At 65.3% G+C, this 20,151-nt stretch carries 15 protein-coding genes, 1 tRNA gene and 1 pseudogene; 9 read left to right on the forward strand and 8 right to left on the reverse strand.

Annotated elements, in window-relative coordinates; genetic code table 11:
* On the forward strand, positions 1-352 hold a 352-nt coding region (locus tag ST3T6A_RS0118175; RefSeq protein ID WP_019834388.1), incomplete at its 5' end, for a GcrA family cell cycle regulator.
* Positions 353-491: 139 nt separating this feature from the next.
* A complete protein-coding gene (gene parE / locus ST3T6A_RS0118180) occupies positions 492-2,471 on the forward strand; it encodes a DNA topoisomerase IV subunit B (protein ID WP_019834389.1) in 1,980 nt (659 codons plus the stop codon).
* Positions 2,472-3,277: 806 nt separating this feature from the next.
* Here parE and ST3T6A_RS0118190 read toward each other — a convergent pair.
* Positions 3,278-3,532 (reverse strand): hypothetical protein, encoded by a 255-nt coding sequence (locus tag ST3T6A_RS0118190; RefSeq protein ID WP_019834391.1) that lies wholly within the window; start codon positions 3,530-3,532, stop codon positions 3,278-3,280.
* 225 nt (positions 3,533-3,757) lie between these two features.
* On the opposite strand from ST3T6A_RS0118190, the gene dapB reads away from it, so the two are divergent.
* The 4 genes from dapB to ST3T6A_RS0118210 all read left to right on the forward strand — a co-directional run bounded on the left by dapB (position 3,758) and on the right by ST3T6A_RS0118210 (position 5,743).
* A complete protein-coding gene (gene dapB, locus ST3T6A_RS0118195) occupies positions 3,758-4,516 on the forward strand; it encodes a 4-hydroxy-tetrahydrodipicolinate reductase (RefSeq protein ID WP_019834392.1) in 759 nt (252 codons plus the stop codon).
* Between the two features lie 2 nt (positions 4,517-4,518).
* On the forward strand, positions 4,519-5,211 hold the full coding sequence (gene nth / locus ST3T6A_RS0118200) for an endonuclease III (RefSeq protein WP_019834393.1): 693 nt from the start codon (positions 4,519-4,521) through the stop codon (positions 5,209-5,211).
* A gap of 16 nt (positions 5,212-5,227) precedes the next feature.
* Positions 5,228-5,608, forward strand: a complete 381-nt coding sequence (locus ST3T6A_RS0118205; RefSeq protein ID WP_019834394.1) for a hypothetical protein — start codon at positions 5,228-5,230, stop codon at positions 5,606-5,608.
* A gap of 58 nt (positions 5,609-5,666) precedes the next feature.
* Positions 5,667-5,743, forward strand: a tRNA-Arg gene (locus ST3T6A_RS0118210).
* Between the two features lie 258 nt (positions 5,744-6,001).
* Here ST3T6A_RS0118210 and ST3T6A_RS0118215 read toward each other — a convergent pair.
* The 3 genes from ST3T6A_RS0118215 to ST3T6A_RS0118225 form a co-directional block, all read right to left on the reverse strand.
* Positions 6,002-6,988, reverse strand: coding sequence for a radical SAM protein (locus tag ST3T6A_RS0118215; protein ID WP_162140548.1), 987 nt, complete (start codon positions 6,986-6,988; stop codon positions 6,002-6,004).
* Positions 6,989-7,356: 368 nt separating this feature from the next.
* Positions 7,357-8,271 carry an alpha/beta fold hydrolase gene (locus ST3T6A_RS0118220; protein WP_019834396.1) on the reverse strand — a complete coding sequence of 305 codons (915 nt, stop codon included), beginning with the start codon at positions 8,269-8,271 and terminating at the stop codon, positions 7,357-7,359.
* A 12-nt stretch (positions 8,272-8,283) separates the two neighbouring features.
* Positions 8,284-9,213 (reverse strand): LytTR family DNA-binding domain-containing protein, encoded by a 930-nt coding sequence (locus ST3T6A_RS0118225; protein ID WP_157602977.1) that lies wholly within the window; start codon positions 9,211-9,213, stop codon positions 8,284-8,286.
* Positions 9,214-9,255: 42 nt separating this feature from the next.
* Between ST3T6A_RS0118225 and ST3T6A_RS0118230 the strand changes: the two genes are divergently transcribed.
* A complete protein-coding gene (locus ST3T6A_RS0118230) occupies positions 9,256-11,037 on the forward strand; it encodes an FAD-dependent oxidoreductase (protein ID WP_019834398.1) in 1,782 nt (593 codons plus the stop codon).
* A gap of 122 nt (positions 11,038-11,159) precedes the next feature.
* Here ST3T6A_RS0118230 and ST3T6A_RS0118235 read toward each other — a convergent pair whose 3' ends face one another.
* The 4 genes from ST3T6A_RS0118235 to ST3T6A_RS0118250 form a co-directional block, all read right to left on the reverse strand.
* A complete protein-coding gene (locus ST3T6A_RS0118235) occupies positions 11,160-12,821 on the reverse strand; it encodes an FAD-dependent oxidoreductase (RefSeq protein WP_235785855.1) in 1,662 nt (553 codons plus the stop codon).
* Between the two features lie 25 nt (positions 12,822-12,846).
* On the reverse strand, positions 12,847-15,798 hold the full coding sequence (locus ST3T6A_RS0118240; protein WP_037539082.1) for a TonB-dependent receptor: 2,952 nt from the start codon (positions 15,796-15,798) through the stop codon (positions 12,847-12,849).
* A 76-nt stretch (positions 15,799-15,874) separates the two neighbouring features.
* Positions 15,875-16,807, reverse strand: coding sequence for a FecR family protein (locus ST3T6A_RS0118245; protein ID WP_019834401.1), 933 nt, complete (start codon positions 16,805-16,807; stop codon positions 15,875-15,877).
* The gene (locus ST3T6A_RS0118250; protein WP_019834402.1) at positions 16,791-17,330 is read right to left on the reverse strand and encodes an RNA polymerase sigma factor; all 540 of its coding nucleotides are present in this window, start codon (positions 17,328-17,330) and stop codon (positions 16,791-16,793) included. The genes ST3T6A_RS0118245 and ST3T6A_RS0118250 overlap by 17 nt, the downstream gene beginning before the upstream one ends.
* Positions 17,331-17,666: 336 nt before the next feature.
* Between ST3T6A_RS0118250 and ST3T6A_RS20600 the strand changes: the two are divergent.
* Together ST3T6A_RS20600 and ST3T6A_RS0118260 are read left to right on the forward strand one after the other, a co-directional pair.
* Positions 17,667-19,003: pseudogene (locus ST3T6A_RS20600) on the forward strand (amidohydrolase family protein).
* Between the two features lie 319 nt (positions 19,004-19,322).
* Positions 19,323-20,075 (forward strand): LytR/AlgR family response regulator transcription factor, encoded by a 753-nt coding sequence (locus tag ST3T6A_RS0118260; protein ID WP_019834403.1) that lies wholly within the window; start codon positions 19,323-19,325, stop codon positions 20,073-20,075.
* Positions 20,076-20,151 lie beyond the last annotated feature (76 nt).

Raw genomic sequence — 20,151 nt, forward strand, 5'->3', positions numbered from 1 at the left:
CTCGCCGGACCCGCAGCCGGTGTTCCGCTCGATCGGCCCCGGCGGCTTCCAGCGCCAGCAGCCGGGCGAGCAGCAGTCCCCGATCCCGCCGGCCCCGCCGCGCCGCCTCGTGCCGGCCAAGCCGTCTGCCGAGATCGCGGACAAGACCTCGCTGCTCGATCTCAACGACCGCATCTGCAAGTGGCCGCTGGGCCATCCGGGCGAGCCGGACTTCCACTTCTGCGGCGAGCCGGTGAACCCCGGCTTCCCGTACTGCGTCGCGCATTGCGGCCTCGCCTATCAGGCGCAGATGCCGCGCCGCGACCGTCGCCCGCCGCCGCCGCTGCCCTATGGCGGCCCGCGCGTGCGCTGAGTCGCGATCTCGCGAAGATCATCGGAAAGGCCGTCCGCAGCGATGCGGGCGGCCTTTTTCCTTGAGCGCCGCCCGCCGCGCGACGAAACGGGAACATCGCTTTGCTTTGGCCGCCGCGACCCGCTAGGTTCCCCCGACGATGGCCGACGATCTTTTCGCTTCCTCCCGCTCCGCGACGCCCGAAAGCTATGACGCCTCCGCGATCGAGGTGCTGGAGGGGCTCGAACCCGTCCGCCGCCGTCCGGGCATGTATATCGGCGGCACCGACGAGCGCGCGCTGCACCATCTCGCCGCCGAGGTGCTCGACAATGCCATGGACGAGGCGGTCGCCGGCCACGCCAACCGCATCGAGGTGACGCTCTCGGCGGGCAACAAGCTCACCATCACCGATAACGGCCGCGGCATCCCGATCGACGAACATCCCCGCTATCCGGGCAAGTCGGCGCTGGAGGTGATCCTCACCACGCTGCACTCGGGCGGCAAGTTCAGCGACAAGGCCTATCAGACCTCGGGCGGCCTGCACGGCGTCGGCATCTCGGTGGTGAACGCGCTCTCGATCGAGACGGTGATCGAGGTCGCGCGCAACAAGGAGCTGTTCCAGCAGCGCTTCAGCAAGGGCCATCCGCTCGCCCCGCTGGAGAAGATCGGCGCGGCGCCCAACCGGCGCGGCACCTCGGTGGCCTTCACGCCCGACCATGAGATTTTCGGCGAGCTGAAGTTCAAGCCGCAGCGGCTCTACCGCCTCGCCCGCTCCAAGGCCTATCTGTTCGCGGGCGTGGAAATCCGCTGGAAGTGCGACCCGTCCGTCATCACAGACGACACGCCCGCCGAGGCCGTGTTCCAGTTCCCCGGCGGCCTCTCCGATCATCTCAAGGAGCAGGTCGGCACGCGCGAATGCGCCACGAGCGACTTCTTCGCCGGCCGCCACGACTTCCCCGACAATCAGGGCTCGGCGGAGTGGGCGGTGGCGTGGCCGCTCTATTCGGACGGCAGCTACAGCTATTACTGCAACACCATCCCGACGCCCGACGGCGGCACTCACGAGCAGGGCCTGCGCGCCGCGCTGGTGAAGGGCGTGCGCGGCTTCGCGGACCTCGTCGGCAACAAGCGCGCCAAGGATATCGCGCCCGAGGACGTGATGGTCGGCTCCGAGCTGATGCTGTCGGTCTTCATCCGCGATCCGCAGTTCCAGTCGCAGACCAAGGACCGCCTCACCTCTCCCGACGCGGCCCGTCTGGTCGAAGCGGCGGTACGGGATCATTTCGACCATTTCCTCAGCCACAACATGGACCGGGGCAAGGCGCTGCTCGGCTATGTGCTCGACCGCATGGACGAGCGCCTGCGCCGCAAGGCGGAGCGCGACGTCAAGCGCAAGACCGCGACCTCGGGCCGCAAGCTGCGCCTGCCCGGCAAGCTCACCGACTGCGCCTCGGACTCGCCCGAGGGCACCGAGCTGTTCATCGTCGAGGGCGACTCGGCCGGTGGTTCCGCCAAGCAGGCGCGCGACCGCAAGACGCAGGCGGTGCTGCCGATCCGGGGCAAAATCCTGAACGTGGCGTCGGCCAATACGGCGAAGATCCTCGCCAATCAGGAAATCGCCGACCTCACGCTCGCGATGGGTTGCGGCACGCGCGACAAGTGCGACGCCTCGGCACTGCGCTACGAACGGATCGTCATCATGACCGACGCCGACGTCGACGGCGCACACATCGCCACGCTGCTGATGACCTTCTTCTTCCAGGAGATGCCGGATGTGGTGCGCAAGGGTCATCTCTACCTCGCCCAGCCGCCGCTCTATCGCCTGACGGCAGGTGCCAAGTCGCTCTACGCCAAGGACGACGAGGATCGCGCCCGCATCGAGAACGGCCCGTTCAAGGGCAAGAAGGTGGAGGTCGCGCGCTTCAAGGGCCTCGGCGAGATGAACCCGCAGCAGCTCCGCGAAACCACCATGGACAAGGCGACGCGGACCATGATCCGCGTGACGCTGCCGCAGGAATATGAGGACCGCGCGGCGGTCCGCGATCTGGTGGACCGGCTGATGGGCAAGGAAGCGGCCCATCGCTTCGCCTTCATCCAGGAGAATGCGGCGCGGATCGACGAGGAAGAGATCGACGCCTGAAGGGGATGGTGGGGCGCATGATCACGCTCGCTGAACCCGTCCGCCGCTCCCGATCGTCACGCCGGCCCCGATCGGCGCCCGAACCCAACCGTCACCCCGGACTTGATCCGGGGTCCAGCTTTCTCAACTCGCCGTTGGGATTGGCCCGTTTCATAGCACGAGAAGAGAAGAAGCTGACCCCGGATCAAGTCCGGGGTGACGAAGTGTCTGCTACTGGTGGAAAGCGCCCGGGCAGCTTTCAGGGAGCCCATCGCGGATAGCTGTCGTTGCGGCAGCAAACCCCGCCGCGCTATTGTCCCGCTATGGACCTTTTGCCAAACCGCCGCGAACGCCACTTCCGAGCCGCTCTTGTTGTCTCCGGGGCCGGGTTCATGCTCGGCGTCATCCTGCTGGCGGGCGCTCGCGAAGGCGGCGGGGCTGGCTTACTCTATGGGATTGCTGGCGGAACGATCTGCGCCGCCAGCGCTATCGGCCTTCACCTTTGGTGGCGAAAGGCCAGCAGACTCCCCGACTGAACGACCAAACACGCGGATGTCTGGTTATGAGGGCCGTTGATCGGCCGCTTGATGACCGCAACTGGGGCGGTAGTCGCCATTGGCTGCGTTCAGTTCAAAACGCCGATTTGGACGAGCAAGAGTAGCGTGAACGCGATGGCGATCACGATTGCGGCCGTGATGCGGACAAACGGGCTGCGGGCACTTGTCCAGTCTCTCATGGGGTAAGCGTATGCCCGTACATGAGTGTCGGCAATCGGGATCGACGCGAATGGGCTGGAATGGCCGGCTATGGGGCGAGAGCCGCCGGGCCTATTTGACTGCTTCGTTCCCCTCAAAGCCCATATATCCCGCGTGGCGCTTCTTGAGCTTCGCCAAGACGCAATCGATCTGATCGTATCGTGCTTTCGGCTCGGGCTGAATGTGAATGAAACCACCAACGTCGCGCAGCCACGTCCGTGGCGTCGAGCAGCCATCCGATACCGCATCAAGCTGATGCTGGTTCAGCCGCAAGGGCTTGTACGGAGGGGACGTGGTCGCGAGCAGCGCCACTGCGAGCATGATCATCCGACGACCTCACCTGCTTCCGTTGGGTCCGCTGTTAGGATGCTCTGCATCCGCAGGGAATGGCAACAACTGGGGCGAAATCCGCCCCGCTCCCCCCAACCCGGTTCCCATGTAGGAAACCGGATGGCATGAGGCTCCCATGAGCATCGCCGCCGCCCTCCCCCATCCCGCAAGCGCCGCGCGCGTTTTCGCCGTCACTCGTGCCAACTTCGTGCAGGCCGCGCGATGAGCGGGATCGGCATTCTCGGCGTCAGCGGGCGCATGGGCCGCGCCATCGCCAATATCGCGGCGGCGCAGGACGTCGCGATCGCCGGCGGCATCGATCGCAATGGTGAAGTCCATGGCGATCACACCACCGCCGCCGGGCTGGCCGATGCGGCCGATGTGCTGATCGACTTCACCTCCCCCGAGGCTCTCGCCGGGCATCTCGATGCGGCGGTGGCGGCGGGCACGCCGATCGTGATCGGCACCACCGGCCTCTCGCCCGAGCATCATGCGCTGATCGACGCGGCCGCGCAGAAGATCGCGCTCGTCCAGACCTACAACACCTCGCTCGGCGTCAACATGCTGCGCGGGCTGGTCGAGGAGGCGGCGCGGCGGCTCGGTCCCGACTGGGACATCGACATCGTCGAGATGCACCACCGCCACAAGCTCGACACCCCCTCGGGCACCGCGCTGCTGCTCGGCGCATCGGCGAACATAGGCCGGGGCGCCGCGGACGGCCGCGCGCTCAACCGCTTCGACCGGATGCAGGAAGGCCCGCATGAGCGCGAGGAAGGCGGCATCTACTACGCGTCCCTCCGCGGCGGCTCCGTCGCGGGCGATCATCAGGTGATCTTCGCCACCGACGGCGAGCGCATCGAACTCGGCCACCGCGCCGAGAGCCGTGCCATCTTCGCCAAGGGCGCGGTGAAGGCGGCGTTGTGGCTCACGCAGGGCCGCGCGCCCGGCCGCTACACCATGGCCGACGTGCTGGGGCTCTAAGCTTGAAGAAGGCCGACATCTTCGAGTTCTACCGGCGGCTGGCGGAGACCGATCCCGCGCCGGAGACCGAGCTTCAGTGGACCAACCCCTACACGCTGCTGGTCGCCGTCGCGCTCTCCGCGCAGGCGACCGACGTCGGCGTGAACAAGGCGACCCGCCTGCTCTTCCAGGAGGTGAGCACGCCCGCCGAGATGCTCGCGCTGGGCGAGGCCGGCCTCAAGGAGCACATCAAGACGATCGGCCTGTTCAACACCAAGGCCAGGAATGTGATCGCCGCCGCCCGGATTCTCGTCGACAGGCATGGCGGCGAGGTGCCCGAGGACCGCGCGGCGCTGGAGGAGCTTCCCGGCGTCGGGCGCAAGACGGCGAACGTCGTCCTCAACGTCGCCTTCGGCCATGCGACCATCGCGGTCGACACGCACATCTTCCGCGTCGCCAACCGCACCGGGCTCGCCAAGGGCAAGGATGTCCGCGCCGTCGAGGACAAGCTCGAGAAGGTGACGCCCGAACCCTTCCGGTTGCACGCGCACCACTGGCTGATCCTTCATGGCCGGTACATCTGCAAGGCGCGAAAACCGGAATGCTGGCGATGCCCCGTGATCGACCTCTGCGCGTTCCGTCCGAAGACGCCCGCGCCGGCGGCGAAGGGCATTGAACCGGACGCCGTTCCGCAGGCTCTAACGGGCGACGCCTGAACTGGAGGAGGATGCCATGTTCCGTCCTGTCGTCTTCGCCTTCGTCATCGCCACGCTCGCCGGTCCATCCCTCGCGCGGCCACTGAAGCCCGAGCAGGAGGCCAGGATCCAGCCCGCCGGCAAGCCGGAGCACTGCATCTCGGTATCGAACATCCGCGAAACCCGCGTGCGCGACGACAGCACGATCGATTTCTACATGCTGGGCGGCAAGGTCTATCGCAACAAGCTGCCGCAGAGCTGCCCGCAGCTCGGCTTCGAGGAGCGCTTCGGCTACAGGGTCACCAACAACCAGCTTTGCTCGGTGGACATCATCCATGTGATCCAGTCCCCGCCCTCGATTCCGGGCGCCGCGTGCGGGCTGGGGGACTTCCAGCCCATCACCGGCGCGCCGCGCTGACAAGAAGCGCAACGAAGGGCTGGCGGGGGGCGAAAGGCTCTGCTAGGTGCCCCCTCAGGCACCCGTAGCTCAGCTGGATAGAGCGCTGCCCTCCGAAGGCAGAGGCCACAGGTTCGAATCCTGTCGGGTGCGCCATTCGTTGCATAAATTCGACAGTTTGAACGGCCGTCGCCAGCCAGGCGATCAGGTTGTTTCATGCCGCGAAGACACGGCCTCCCATTTCAATGGCAGCCCGGCGCCAAATTCGAGCCCGTCTTGAGCCTGTTCCGAAGGATTCGACGAACAAGAGGGCGGGCTAAGGAAGCCGCCTCGTCCCATCGCCTCGATGAGAGCAGAGCATTGCCCTTATGAGCAGCAGTGTCTCAAAGATATCGTGGCCGCCCTCCACCTCTCTCAGGCAACGGGGATCTCGTCAGCCGCAACGGAGACGATATCGGGCGCTCTCGGAGCGGTGCCAGGATGACATAGTTTCGGGCAACCGTCGCAGAAGGTCTCGCCGTCGCGCCTGTCAGCAGGATGGGAGACCCGGCGACGTAGTGCCCGATAGCCGGAGCCGTTCCAGATTTCCGCCAGCGGGGTCTCGAAGACATTGCCGAGCGCGCGCGTGGCTTCCCCGGGGGCATATTGCTGGCCGACGCGCCACAGGCAGCAAGGGATGACCTCGCCGTCGAACTTTATCACCGCGCTGCTGTACGGCCAGTGGCAGCGGGGCAATGGCCGGCTGGGCAACGGCTCTCCCTCGGGCCCCGCAGGAACATCGTCGACGACATTGTAGAGATCGCCCGACGAATCGTAGCGCAGGCCGGTGGAGCATTTCCAATGATCCACCCCCATTGCCATCACGATCCGGCGAACCGCCTCCTTCTCGCCGGGCGGATGGTGCGGAAACTCGAGATGCTGAACCTCGACATATGGCAATGACAGGCCCCGCTCGCGCTTATAGTCGACAAGCATCTTCAGATTGTTCAGCACAAGGTCGAGCCGTCCGCGGACCCGCGTAACGCCGTAGGTTTCCTGGCTGGCGCCATCGACGGCAACGGTGATGTGGCTGAGCCCCGCATCGACGAGCCGCCTGATCCGCTCGGCCTGAAACGGGTAGCTGAAATGGGTCGTGATATGGACCGCGAGCTTGGCGGCGCGCGCGATCCGGATCATCTTATCGAGATCGGGATGGATCAGCGGATCGCCATAATAGAAAAGGCTCACCGCCAGCACGCGCCCTTTCAACTGCTCGACGATCGCCGCGAACTGGTCGACCGACATGCGGCTGTTTTTTCCAAAAACCTGGGCGTCCAATAGCGATCGCCCTCTCCCCGCAGGATCGGCATGAAGGCAATGCGGGCAGGCAAGTTGGCATTGGGGCGAGATGTCGATCTTCACCAGCGAGGGTAATGACCCCGCTCTCTCCGAACGGAGAGCAAATGCCAATAAGTTACGCAGTCCAGACACTACGCTGCGACCTTCAGGCCTGTGCTGAAGCCAATGAAGTCGGCGAAGAATACCCCTGACTTCCGATATGCGCACCTTGCCACCCCCCGCGGCATTTACGGTGCGCATACTACGGGAATACCGCAACGCATTCGCTAAGCGATGGTATTACGTCTTCCGAGCGGAGATGAATGACCGCTCATCGCTCAGGATGGTGCTGGCTTCGCATCTCGCCTGCATGCCTACTTCCGGACCAATATGAAGGGCCTGGAATGAGGCGCATTGCAGACAGGCGAGAGCGATCAAGAACCGTGCATGGCTCAATTCCGACGTTGATCGAGCCAGTCTTTGATCGTGCGATCGACCAGGGCCTCGGCGTCATGCTGCACCCAATGACCGGCCGTGGGGACCATGAGGATCGTCGTGTCTTCGGTGACATGCTCCCATGTGCCACTATGTCCCGCGGCGAGAAGCGCCTGGTCCTTCATGCCGTGAATCACGAGGACCGGGCATTTTACGACATCATGCTCGTCAATGCGCGCAACAGGTGTCTCTTCATCGAAGGACTTTGGGTAATTGGCCCGGTAATAGTTCATCATCGCCGTGAAATCCGAACGCTCGAACGCGTCGATATAGCCTTTTCTTTCAGTGGGATTCTTAACCCAGGCCGCCAACTTCTCGGCGGTGAGGTGCGTCTCGGACCCCGGCTCCTGGAAATTCCGGGCGTACTGGCTGCTGGCCTGCTGCGCCTTGTTATTTGCGAGTTCACGGGCAAGCCCGCTCGGATGCGGAACAGAAAGGATGACGAGGCGATTGACCAGTTCGGGATGTTGGATCGCGACTTGCCATGCAATTGCAGCACCCCAATCATGTCCAACGAGGATCGCAGTAGAACGTCCTTCCGCTGCAATCACCGCAGCGACATCGGCAACAAGATTCGACATCGCATATGCTGCAACGCCTTTCGGCTTGTCCGACAGGTTGTAACCGCGATCGTCGATCGCGACCGTGCGGTATCCGTCGGCGCCCAGATCTCGAATAAGCGGCTTCCATGTCGCCCAATAGTCAGGGAAGCCGTGAATCATCACGACCAACGGCCCTTTTCCAGAAGCGACATAGTGGATTCGAACGCCATTGTTGTCCGCGTATTTATCCGCGAGGGCCGATGACGAGGAAGCGTGAGCGGCCGTTGTTATTGCCAGGCTCAGCATCAAGAACGCCATTCGGATCAGCATTACATTCTCCCGTCATTCGCCCCGTGGGGTGGGCGCCTTGAGCCGAGCCAGCGCTTCCGGAAAGCGGCGCGATAGCGGCACGGTCAGGGCGTCGACCTCCACGGCGTAATCGCCTGAGCCCTCGGGCTTGAGCCCCGTCACCTGTGTCGCGTTGACCAGCCACGACCGATGGGTACGCACAAAACCGCGCGGGCCAAGCTCTTCTTCCAGGGCCGAGAGCGGCGAGCGCATCATCAACCTGCGTCCGTCGCGCAGGACGAACTCCACATAATTGCCGGCCGATCCGATGGCCAACACCTCTTCCAGTCGGACTCGGTTCAGTCGGGCACCGTCGCGAATATCGAAGGTGGGCGTTGGTCCGGGTGCGGCGACAGTCCGCTGCTGGCGCAGCAGGTGCGCGATGAAGGCGAACCCCAGGACGAACAGCCCGTAGCCGATCACATCCTTGCGCAGCTCATAAGCGAAATTCAGCCAGAAGCCGTCGACACCATAATGCTCGCCGGCGAGCGCGTAGGCGAGTTTGCGCAAGACGATGAAGCCCGACACATGCCCCAGCGCGAAGAGGATGGCGCCGGGGATGTGGATCGCCAGTTTCCATCGCGGCCGGATGATGGGTGGCGCCAGCCGGTAGCCCATCCACGGAACCCACAGGAACGCCATCACGGTGAGCCAGCTCGATGCCTCCCACACGATCGGCCCGAACAGGCTCGCGCCGGCACGGGATTCGCTGATCACATTCATCGCGTTGATCGCCGCGACGAGCGCCGCGAACACGGTGAAGCTATAGAGAAAGGTCTGGCGCAGCGTTCCGCTGGTCCCGGCTGCATCGCCGCCCGTCCCAAGCCAGCGCCGGAAATCACCAATCCGGTGCGCTCCAGCCCAAGCCTCTTTCGCCCCGGCGGACACCGGCACAGTTCGCGGTTCGGAAGGGACGCTGGACATAACCGCTCTATAGGCGGCCCGGCCCCGCATTGGGAGAGAGCCATGCTACGACGGAACCTGCTCAAGCTGCTGGGCGCGACGGCAGTCTCGCTGCCGCTGGACTGGCGGCTGGCGCGCGCCGCGCCGGGGCCCGTCACCAGCAGGGTGCGTCCGGGAGAGCCCAGCTGGCCCAGCGAAGCGGCATGGAAGAGGCTCCGCCAATCGGTTGGCGGCAGCCTCATCAAGGTCGAACAGCTGTTCGCATCCTGCGCGCAGCAGGCGGAGAGCGCGGATTGCGCCGACCTCCGCAAGAATCTGCGCAATCCCTTTTTCCTCGGCGACCAGCCGGGCGGCACGCAGGTGTCAGGCTGGTACCGCGCCTGGACGCCCGCGCCGAGCGCCTATGCCGTGAAGGCCCGCACGACCGCGGATGTCGCTGCCGCCGTGAATTTCGCACGCATCCATAATCTGCGCCTGGCGGTGAAAGGCACTGGCCACTCCTATCAGGGCACATCGTCCGCCCCGGACTCGCTGCTCATCTGGACGCGAGCGATGAACAGCATCGAGCTGCACGACCGCTTCGTGCCGCACGGATGCGACGTGGCGCCCGTGTCCGCCGTGAGCGCCGGCGCGGGTTGCATGTGGATCGATCTCTATCATGCGGTGACGACGCAGGCCGGGCGCTATGTGCAGGGCGGCGGCTGCACGGACGTGGGCGTGGCGGGGCTCGTGCAGTCCGGCGGGTTCGGCAGCTTCTCGAAGGGCTTCGGCACGGCGGCGTCCAGCCTTCTCGAGGCCGAGATCGTCACCGCCGACGGCGTGGCGCGCATCTGCAACGCGCGGATCAATCCGGATCTCTTCTGGGCGATCAGGGGCGGCGGCGGCGGAAGCTGGGGCGTCGTCACCAGGATCACGCTTCGGACCCATGATCTTCCCGAAAATTTCGGCGGCGCCTGGGGCGTGATCCAGGCGAGATCGGACGATGCCTTCAAGGCCCTGATCGCGCATTTCCTCGGCTTCTACCGCGATCATCTGCTCAATCCGCATTGGGGCGAGCAATTCCATCTGTCTCCGGACAACCAGCTCGAAATCTCCATGGTGTGCCAGGGGCTCACCGGCGATGAGGCGCAGGCGGTGTGGAAGCCGTTCTTCGACTGGGTCCGGCAAAATCCCGATCTCAAGGCGGAGGGGGGCCTTCACGCCAAGGTCGTGCCTGCGCGCGGTTGGTGGAATGTGAAGGATAATCCGCTGTTTGTTCCCGACGATCGCCCGGGGGCGCCGCCTTATCATGGCTGGTGGACCGGTGATCAGGGGCAGGTCGGCGCTTATCTCAACGGCTTTGATTCGCTCTGGCTTCCCGCGGCGCTGCTGTCGCCGCCCGACGGGCTCGCGACCGCATTGTTCGAAGCCAGCCGGTTCAAGGCCGTGGAACTCCATTGCAACAAGGGGCTTGCCGGGGCGCCGGAGGCCGCTCGCAGATCGGCGCTCGACACCGCGACCAATCCCGCTGTCGTGAACGCGTTCGCGCTCGCTCTGATAGCGGATCTGCAGGCATCCGCTTATCCGGGCGAAAGGGCGCCCGACCTCGCCGCCGCCGAGAAGGACGCCGATGCCATCGCAAAGGCCTCGGCAAAGCTGCGGGCCTGCGCGCCTGATGCGGGGTCCTACGTTTCCGAGAGCAACTATTTCAACCCGGACTGGCAGAATGCCTATTGGGGCCCGAACCATGCGCGCCTCGCCGCCATCAAGGCGAAATATGATCCGGACGGCCTGTTCTTCGTCCACAATGGCGTGGGCAGCGAAGGCTGGAGCCGCGACGGCTTCCGACGCGTGCCGAGGCGCTAGCCGATAGACGCAAACGGCAGCTCCCAAGATTACCGTTCGTACAATGGAACGGCCGAAATGGGAGGCTTTTCCGCCAACAGATCGCGATCAATTGGAGCCAATTTTGGTCTCAAATCCTTTGCCTATTCGCGGTCGTCCGCATCGCCGCTGCGACGCCTCGCCTTCAGGCGCAGGATCTGCCCGCGTCGCAGCAGCACTTTGCGCAGCTCCGGATAGTCGACGGCCTGAACCGCTTTTCCCTCATCGATCGCCAGCGCCGCTGCGACGCCGGCGGATTCGCCGAGGATCATGAACACCGGCTCCATCCGGATCGAGCCATAGGCAATGTGCGAGGCGGAAAGCGCGACGGGCACCAGCAGATTGTCCGCCTGCGCCGCCTTGGGTGCGATCGCGCGATAGCTGATCGGATAGGGCTGGTCCGGGTGGACTTCGATATTGCCCTCGTTCCGCACAAATCCGCGCGCATCGACGATGCGCTGCACATTGTGCGAGTCCATGGCATAGGAGCCCATGCCGATCGGATCGGGTGTCGGTTTCGTACCCGTCAGATGGGGCTCCGCCATCACGAAATCGGAGACCATGCGCCGCCCCTCGCGCACATAGATTTCGCGCGGCCAGTGGCCATTGTGGGTGAATTCGTCCCGGCACAGGCCCCAACGCCCCATCTCGGCGCGGATCTTCGGCGGCACGCGCGGATCATGGCCGAGGAACCAGAGCAGCCCTTGCTGGTAGCGCCGGTGCTTGGCGAGGATGCGCGCCCGCTCCACATAGCTCGCCGTCGGATAGGCATAGTTCAATCCGATCGCGTCGAAGGAGAAGGCCCCCCAGTTGTTCACGTCGACCTTGCCGTTGGGGAGACGTCCGAACAGGCCGAACACCTCGTCGAACCCGGCGGCGAGATAGCGGGCGAGCAGCTCGTAATCGGCCGGATCATAGCCTTCGGGGCGCGGCAGCGGCGTCTGGTTATCGGCGACGTCGGTCAGGCACAGGCGGTACATATAGGCCTGGACCTTCGCATCCCCGCTGCCGTCCGGCCCGGGCTTGTCGGCCGAGATGTAGGGCAGAAGCCCGCTCTCGGGATGACCGGGGACTTGATAGGGATCGATGTCATACTCGAATTGATGATGCGTCGTCTTGGCCAGCTCCACGCCATCGAGCGTCTCGCCATATTGCGCGTTCGCCTCGCGCCCGACCGTGAAGGAGACGCCGGCCGCGGCCATCAGATCGCCTTCGTAGGTCGCATCGATGACGACGCGCGCGCCGAACCGCCGGCCATCCTCGCTGCGGAATCCCTCGATCCTCGCGCCCCTGCGCTCGACACCGCCCTCGCCCCTGTCGAGCCGGGCGTTGCGCACCACCGTCACGCCCGTTTCGCGGAGCCAGTCCTCATACACCGCCTCCGCGACGTGCGGCTCGAAGCGCCACTGGGCTCCGTCGGCGGCAAACTCCGTGGCGTCGTTCGGCCGATGGCCTCCGCGCCAGGCCGATGGCCGGTCGTAATAGGCCTTCACCCGCCTGTAGAACTGGAGCGAGAGGCCACCGATCACGCGATGATCGCCCGAATCCGACAGGCCCAGACCGTTCGTGGTCATGCCGCCGACATCATCGTCCGGGCAGACCAGCACGACGCTCCGGCCCATCTGCCGCCCTGCGATCGCCGCCGTCACCCCGGCCGAGGTGCAGCCATAGACCACGATGTCGGCGCGCCATTCTCCTGCCGGTTGCGCCGATGGCGCGGCGGCAAGGCTCGGCGCGGCGAGCGCCAGCAACAGAGAGAGAAGCACGGCCCTTGGTCCCGCCATCCGCCCCTCAGAAAGTCGCCGCGATACCGAAGAAGAAGCGCCGGTCTTCGCGCAGCGTCGTATAGAGCCGGCCCGGATATTGGAGATATTGCTTCGAGGTCGTCCTATCGAGATTGACGCCCTCGATCACCAGCCGGATCCGGTTCGTCAGGTTGATCTGCGCGGACGCATCAAGCTGGCCTTGCGCTGCCTGATAGATGCTCCCGCCACTCACCGCCGACTGCACCGCCATCAGATATTTGTCCCGATAGGTGTAGGCGACACGCACGGAGAAGGTCTTGTCCTCATAGAAGCCGATGAGGTTGAAATTGTTCCTGGACAGGCCCGGCATCGGCAGGCGGCCGCCGGTGAGCGGATCGATGATCGGCGTCTTGCTGTCGACATAGGTATAGTTGGCCTGGATGCCGAGATGCTTGAGCGGACCGGGCAGGAATTTCAGCATCTGCTGATAGCCGAGCTCGACGCCCTGGATGCGGCCATCCGCGCCATTGGTCGGCTGGCTGATGTTGAACACGCCATATTGCTCGAAGCCGGGCACCGTCTGCTGCGTGATGCTGGTGATGGTGAAGCTGCTCACATCCTTCCGGAACAGCGCGGCGGAGAGCGAGCTGGCGGGCGCGAAATACCATTCCAGGCTCGCGTCATATTGGGTCGCCTCGAACGGCTTGAGCGCGGGATTGCCGCGCGAGCCGGTCAGCGACACCGTGTTGGGGACAAAGCTGACGCTGATATTGGCGATGTCCGGCCGCGCCTCCACCTTGGCGATGGCGAGACGCAGCGAGAGCTTTTCGGTGAAATCCAGCTTCAGATTGGCGCTCGGCAGCACATAATGGAAGTCATGCGCTTCCGAGATCGGCTGGGTGGGCGACAGATAGCCCGCCGAGGTGCGGCTGATCGAGACGAAGCGCACGCCGGCATTGCCCGAATAGCGGATCGACCCCAGTTCGCCCTCGACATCGGCCTTCACATAGCCGGCATAGGTATCCTGCGAGATGTCGGCGATCGAGGTCTGCGCCACCGTGATCGCGCCATAGGGATCGAGCGCCGGCAGCCCGAGTCCGGAGCGCGCCGCGTCCGCATCAAGCGTGCCCGACAGATAGGTGCGCGGGAAATTGCCCGCTTCGCCGGGGAAGAAGCTGCCGAAATGATTGTCGTAGGTAAGCCCGGGAAGCTCCGACACGTCGATCACGCCATTGCCGTTGCTGTCCGCCGTGGCGAGCAGGGAAGCCGCGCTCGGCGTGTTCTGCGGGTAGGCCGCGAAGAGCCTCAGATTCTCGAAGCGAAAGCCGGCTTCCACCGCGCGCAACGGCCCCATGTCGAGATCGTAGCTCGTGTCGATCCGCGCGTCATAGCCCTTGTTGTTCGAGCGGGAATCGGAATCGAAGATCGAGGCGAGCTGATATTGGCCGGGATCGTTGATGTCGAAATTGGACGCCAGCGACAGATCCGGCACAGCATGACCGGGCACGAGGCCATAACTCGCGTTCACGACATTGCCCGCCCTGGGCACGACCACATAGGTGAAAGAGGCGCCCGGCCCGCCGTCGCTGCCCTTGGCCTTGCTGTAGCTGCCGTCCAGTTTCACATGCCAGCGGCCGCTGTCCCATTTGGCCGACGCACCGAGATTGGTCGTCTGCAACCGGGTCGGCTCGTCATAGACGAGCGGGCGCAGCGTCACGCCGCTGAAGCTGCCGCCCGTGATCGTGCCATGCCCGTCTGTCACGACATTGCTGGCATTGTCGTTGAGCAGGACCTGGTAATTCTCGTCGTTACGGGTGCGGTGCAGCTTGGAATAGGTGCCGTCGACGATGAACTCCAGCGTATCGGTCGGCTTCCATTGCAGCGTCGCGTTGGCGGTGATCCGGTTTTCCTTGCGGTCATAAGTGCGGAACATGATGCGGTTGGGCCGGAACAGGCCGGGATCGGCCACGCCGTCCCCGTTGGCGTCGATCGCGTTGGTCTGCGTCCAGCCGCCGGATTCGAAGGAATAGCCGGTGGTATCGAGCCGGGTGTAGGCGATGCCCGCCAAGACGCCGAAGCGGTTGTCGGCGAACGTCTTGGAGACAAGGCCGGAGGTGCGCAGGCCGGCCTTGTCCGCCTGATCGGTGTAGGCCCCCTGGATACGGCCGCTGACGAGAAAATCCTTGAGATCGAGGGGGCGCTTGGTCTTGAGGTTCACGGTCGCGCCGAGGCCGCCCTCGGGCATATCCGCGCTCGGCGTCTTGCTGACCACGATGCTGGAGAGGATTTCCGGGCTGAGCGTCTCTAGCGCCGGCGATCCGTTGGCGGTGGGGCCAAGATAGGTCCGGCCGTTGATCTCCAGCCGGTTCTGCGAAATGCCGCGCACCGTGAATTGCGAGCCCTCGCCTTCCCGCCGGCTGATCTGGACGCCGGTCACCCGGCTCAGCGATTCCGCGACATTCTGGTCCGGCAGCTTGCCGATATCCTGCGCGCTGATGACGTCGACGATGTTCCCCGCGTTGCGCTTGGCCGCGATCGATTGCTGGATGGAGGCCCGGATCCCGGTGACGACGATCTCCTTGTCGGCGCCTTCCGCGGGCAAGCCCGGCGACGAGACCGAAGCCATCGCCTGCGGCGGCATCGCGGCGGAACCCATCTGCACAGAGACCTGCGTCAGGCCCGCCGTCACGTCCGCAACGCGTCGGCGCAACGCGATGGCGTTGCCCGCCTTGACGGGAACGAGATCGGTCCCCGCCAGAAGCATGGAGAGCGCCGTCGTCACCTCGAACGATCCCGCCACGCGATTGACCGTGACGTTCCCCACAAGCTCGCTGGGAACCAGGATTTGGATGCCGGCCTGATGGGCGAACAGGGGAATGCCGGTGCGCGCCGCCTGCGCGGGCACGTCGAAGCGACGTGTCTGTGCGACAGCGACGCCACAACCACAGTAAAGAATCGCGGCAGCCGCGCCGAGCCGCCCTATAGCCGTGAAGGACATGGCCCCCTCCCGCTGAAGATCGGCGCCCCTGTTTTCGAGGCGCTCGATCATACGACCTGCGTGCCGTGCGATTCCGTCAGCGCGTGGCAGAAGTTTTTTTCGCCAGCCGAATCTCGTCGGGCGTGGTCGTCACCGCCACATCCAGCGTTGCCGCGAGTGTCGCGGCGAAATCCTCAGGCCGGTCGATCTGAAACAGTCCAATCAATCGCTCCTCGCCGACGCTGGGATCGGCCAGAACGAGCTGCTGACGGTTGTAGCGGTTGAAGCGCGCGACGGCGATTGCCACCGTCTCGTTCTCCAGCGCGATCTCGCCGCTCCGCCACGCCAGCGTGCGCTCGATCGCCGCCGGGGCGGTTCCGGTGGTCGGGGCGGCCGCTCCGGGCCGGAACCGGGCGAACTGACCTGCCTCGAGGATCGTCATCTCCCCGCGGGCGCTGCTCGGCCAGACGGCGACGACGCCTTCCGTCACCGCCACGTCAACGCCATCCTCCCGCCGTTCGACGGAAAAGGCTGTGCCGACCGCGCGCGCCTGCGCGATGCCGGCATCGACCACGAAGGGGCGCGTACGGTCCTTCGCCACCTGGAACCACGCCTGACCATGGTCGAGCGAGATACGGCGGGTGTCGGCCGCGAAGGCGACGCGCAGCTCGCTGTCGGTGTCTATGGTGGCAACCGAACCGTCGGACAGGGGCAGACGACGGATTTCCCCCCGGGCGGTGCTGACCCGCTCGGCAGTCAATGTGCGCCATCCGATCACGCCCGCGAAGCTGGCCGCCAGCGCCCCGGCCATCCCGGCCATGATCCGCCGACGTGGCCAGGCTATGCGGCTTTGATCGTCCGCTTCCGGCATGATGGCGGCATCGACCAGGCTCAGCCCCGCCATCGCGCGCAACAAGGCTCCCGAATGACGCGGATCGAGCGCGAGCCACTGTTCGAGCGCCACCTGCTCTTCCGGGCCCAGCGGCTGCTTCAGCGCCCAGGCGGCGGCTTCGTCAAAGCGATCCGGCACGTTCGCCCCCTGTCTCGAGGTCGCTACCGGCATCGCTCTCCGGCTGGCTTATCATCCGCAGGATCGCCCGCAGGCTGCGGCTCGCCTCGTTCTCGACCACGGCTTCGCTCACCCCCAGCGCCGCTGCGATGTCTTTCTGGCTGAGGCCTTCGACCTTCCGCATCATGAAGATCCTCTGGGCGCGCTGCGACAGCGTGGCCAGCGCGACGCGGACGCGTTCCAGCTCCTGCCGCCCCGCCGCGATGCGGTCCGGCAGTGGCAGGTCGCTCGGCAGGTCGGCAGCCTCCCGGCCATCAATCGATTCCATCCGCACCACGCGGGCACGTTGCCGCTGGCTGTGTGCAAGGTTGCGGGCCGTCGTGAAGAAGTAGGCGCGGGGCGACGCGATGTGCGTCACAGCGCTGAGCTGCGCGAGACGACAATAGCATTCCTGCACGATGTCCTCCACTTCCTCAGCCGTCAGGAAACGGCGCTGCAGCCATCGCCGCACGTCGCGTTCATGGGGCAGAATCTCGCGTCCCACCCATTCCGCCAGCGCTTGCCGTTCCGTTCTTCGTCTCCTCTCCCATCGCCCCTAGACTCGCGTTCCCGCGGATTCCGTCAGGGCGGCGACTTTTTTTGCCTCCAGCGGAATTTCGATCGGTGATCCGGGCAGCACATGAGTGATTGCCCGCCCCCTGTCTTGCCGCATCGCAGGCTCTGAACCGATGGCCGGTTCTGAGATCGGTGATTTGACTGTTGAACATCGGTGACCGGCCGCCGATCAGTTCGATACCGACGAGCTGCTGGAGCCGGAAGGAGCCGGGCTTGTTTCGGCGCCGTCACCGGCTAATCTCCCTGCAACAACAGGGGAGGACATGTGCGGATATTCAAGGGAGCGGCCAGCCTCGCGCTTGCCTTTGGCCTGGCGAACGGCGCGCAGGCGGCGGATGTGGCGATCCATGCGGGGCGGCTGATCGACGGCACCGGCTCGGCGCCCAAATCCCAGGTCACCATCCTCGTCCATGACGATCGCATCGTCTCGGTGACGCCGGGCTTCACCCAGCCGGCAGGCGCCAGCGTGATCGACCTGTCGAAAGCCACGGTGCTGCCCGGCCTGATCGATTGCCACGTCCATATCACGGGCCAGTTCGACGGCGGCGATCCGATCCGCGAGATGGTCACCACCACCGGTTATGACGCCGCCTACAAGGCGCCGGCTTATGCCCGCGCCACGCTCGAGGCCGGCTTCACCAGCGTGCGGGACGTCGGCGCTTCCACCGAGCTGGTCGTCGCGATGAAGCGCGCCATCGCGAACGGCACGATCGCCGGCCCGCGCATGTGGGTGGCGGGTGCGCCGCTCGGGCCGACCGGCGGGCACAGCGACAGCCATTCGGGGCTCGATCCCGCGATCGAGAATCCGGAATGGAACGAGGCGATCATCGACGGCGTGGACAGCGCCATCCGTGCCGTCCGCAAGCACCGGCAGGAAGGCGCCGATCTCATCAAGATCATGCCCTCCGGCGGCGTGCTCTCGGTCAACGACGATCCCAATCTCCAGTTGCTGAGCGATGCCGAGATCAAGGCCGTGGTGGATACCGCACACGCGCTGGGCATGAAGGTCGCCGCGCATATTCACGGCCGCGAGGCGGTCGACCATGCCGTATCGCTCGGCGTCGATAGCGTCGAGCATGGCAGCTATGCGGGTGCCGAAAGCTATCCGTTGTTCAAGAGCCACGGCACCTATCTCGTCCCGACCTTGCTGATCGGCCAGAAGGTCTACGAGATCGCCAAGGCCCATCCCGAGCAGCTTCCCCCTCCTCGGCCGCCAAGGCGCTGGAAGTCGCGCCCCATCTGCGCGAGAATCTGGGCGCCGCCTATCGCGCTGGCGTGAAGATCGCCTTCGGCACCGATCAGGGGCTGGTCCCCCACGGCCAGAATGCCCGCGAGTTCGCCCTGATGGTGCAGGCCGGCATGACGCCGATGGACGCGATCCTCGCCGCCACCCGAAACGCCGCCGACCTGATCGGCGACGCGAAGGATATCGGCTCGATCCAGCCCGGCCGCTTCGCCGACATCGTGGCGGTGTCCGGCGATCCGCTCACGGACGTGAGCGAGCTGACCCGCGTGCAGTTCGTGATGAAGGGCGGCACGGTCTACAAGGCGGACGGCAAGGCCAGCGGCGCCGGCGGGATCGTGGATGCGGGCGGGCACTGAGCGGGCGTCGAACACCAGCCCATCCCGGATCAGCGGTCACTGGCCCCCGAACGACGGCGCCTGACGGAAACCGTCGTTCGAGGGCTGGATCGCGGACATTGCTCTTGCTCAGGTTCGAAGCATGAGCATGCGGGATTGCCGAAATCCCGGTCCCATACACCGGGTACCATATGATACATGACGGATCGTGTCGCGCGACGCGCACAGGCCGCCGGGATTCCCGGTGACCCTGGCGACGGGCGATCGCACCGGGGGGCGAGGGTCTGCCCGATTGGAATGAGAGATTGCCGAGATGTACCGAACCGAACGAAGAGCGTTCTTGATCGGCGGCGGCCTCATCCTAATCGGCTATTCGGCAACGCTTTCGGTCGCGCATAACCTGTGGCTTCCGGAAGCGATTCCCGCCGGCTTCGCCAATACGCTTCCCACCCTGCTCTTCGGTGCTGCCGCCTACTGGATCATCGTGCGCTTCGTTGCCGGTCAGTCGACGACCGTGCAGGCCGTCGCTCATCTTCTCGTCGGAACGGCCTTTGCCGTGCTCACCTACTGGCTGCTGCTGGTGATGCTCGGCGTGCTCGATGGCGTGTCGGCGACGCAGTTCGAAGTCCGGCCTTTCGCCAGCCGGGCGATGGCGTGGCAGTTGCTGCAGAATGTGACGACCTATGGCGTTGTCGCGCTCTTCGCCTATCGGCCGCGGCAGCGCGGCGAAGCAGCGCCGGTCGCGGAAGGCTCGCCCCCGCGCAATCCGCTGTCGCGCTATTTCATCCGGAGCGGCGACGAAATCCTGCCGGTTGATGTCGACGCGATCGTCAGCATCACGGGCGCGGACGATTATGCCGAGGTCGCGACCGCAACCGGCCGGCATCTGGCGCGCATGACACTGGCGAAATTCGAGCAGACGCTCGATCCCGCCCGCTTCGCTCGCGTTCACCGATCGAGGATCGTCAATCTGCAGCGCGTCACGCTGGCGGAGCCGGCGGGCGACGGGCGCCTGCTCCTCCACCTGAGCAATGGCGAGAGAATCGTGACGAGCCGTGCCGGGGCGGCGGCCCTTCGCGAACGGGTTCTCTGACCGTCACGCACCGGCGGTTCGCCGTTCCAGGCGTCCTTTCGCCGACTTCTTCCTGCCTTTGCGCTGAGGTTCCATA

Origin of the sequence: Sphingomonas sp. PR090111-T3T-6A (genome assembly GCF_000383095.1) — a bacterium.
Classification (GTDB): Bacteria; Pseudomonadota; Alphaproteobacteria; order Sphingomonadales; family Sphingomonadaceae; genus Solisphingomonas.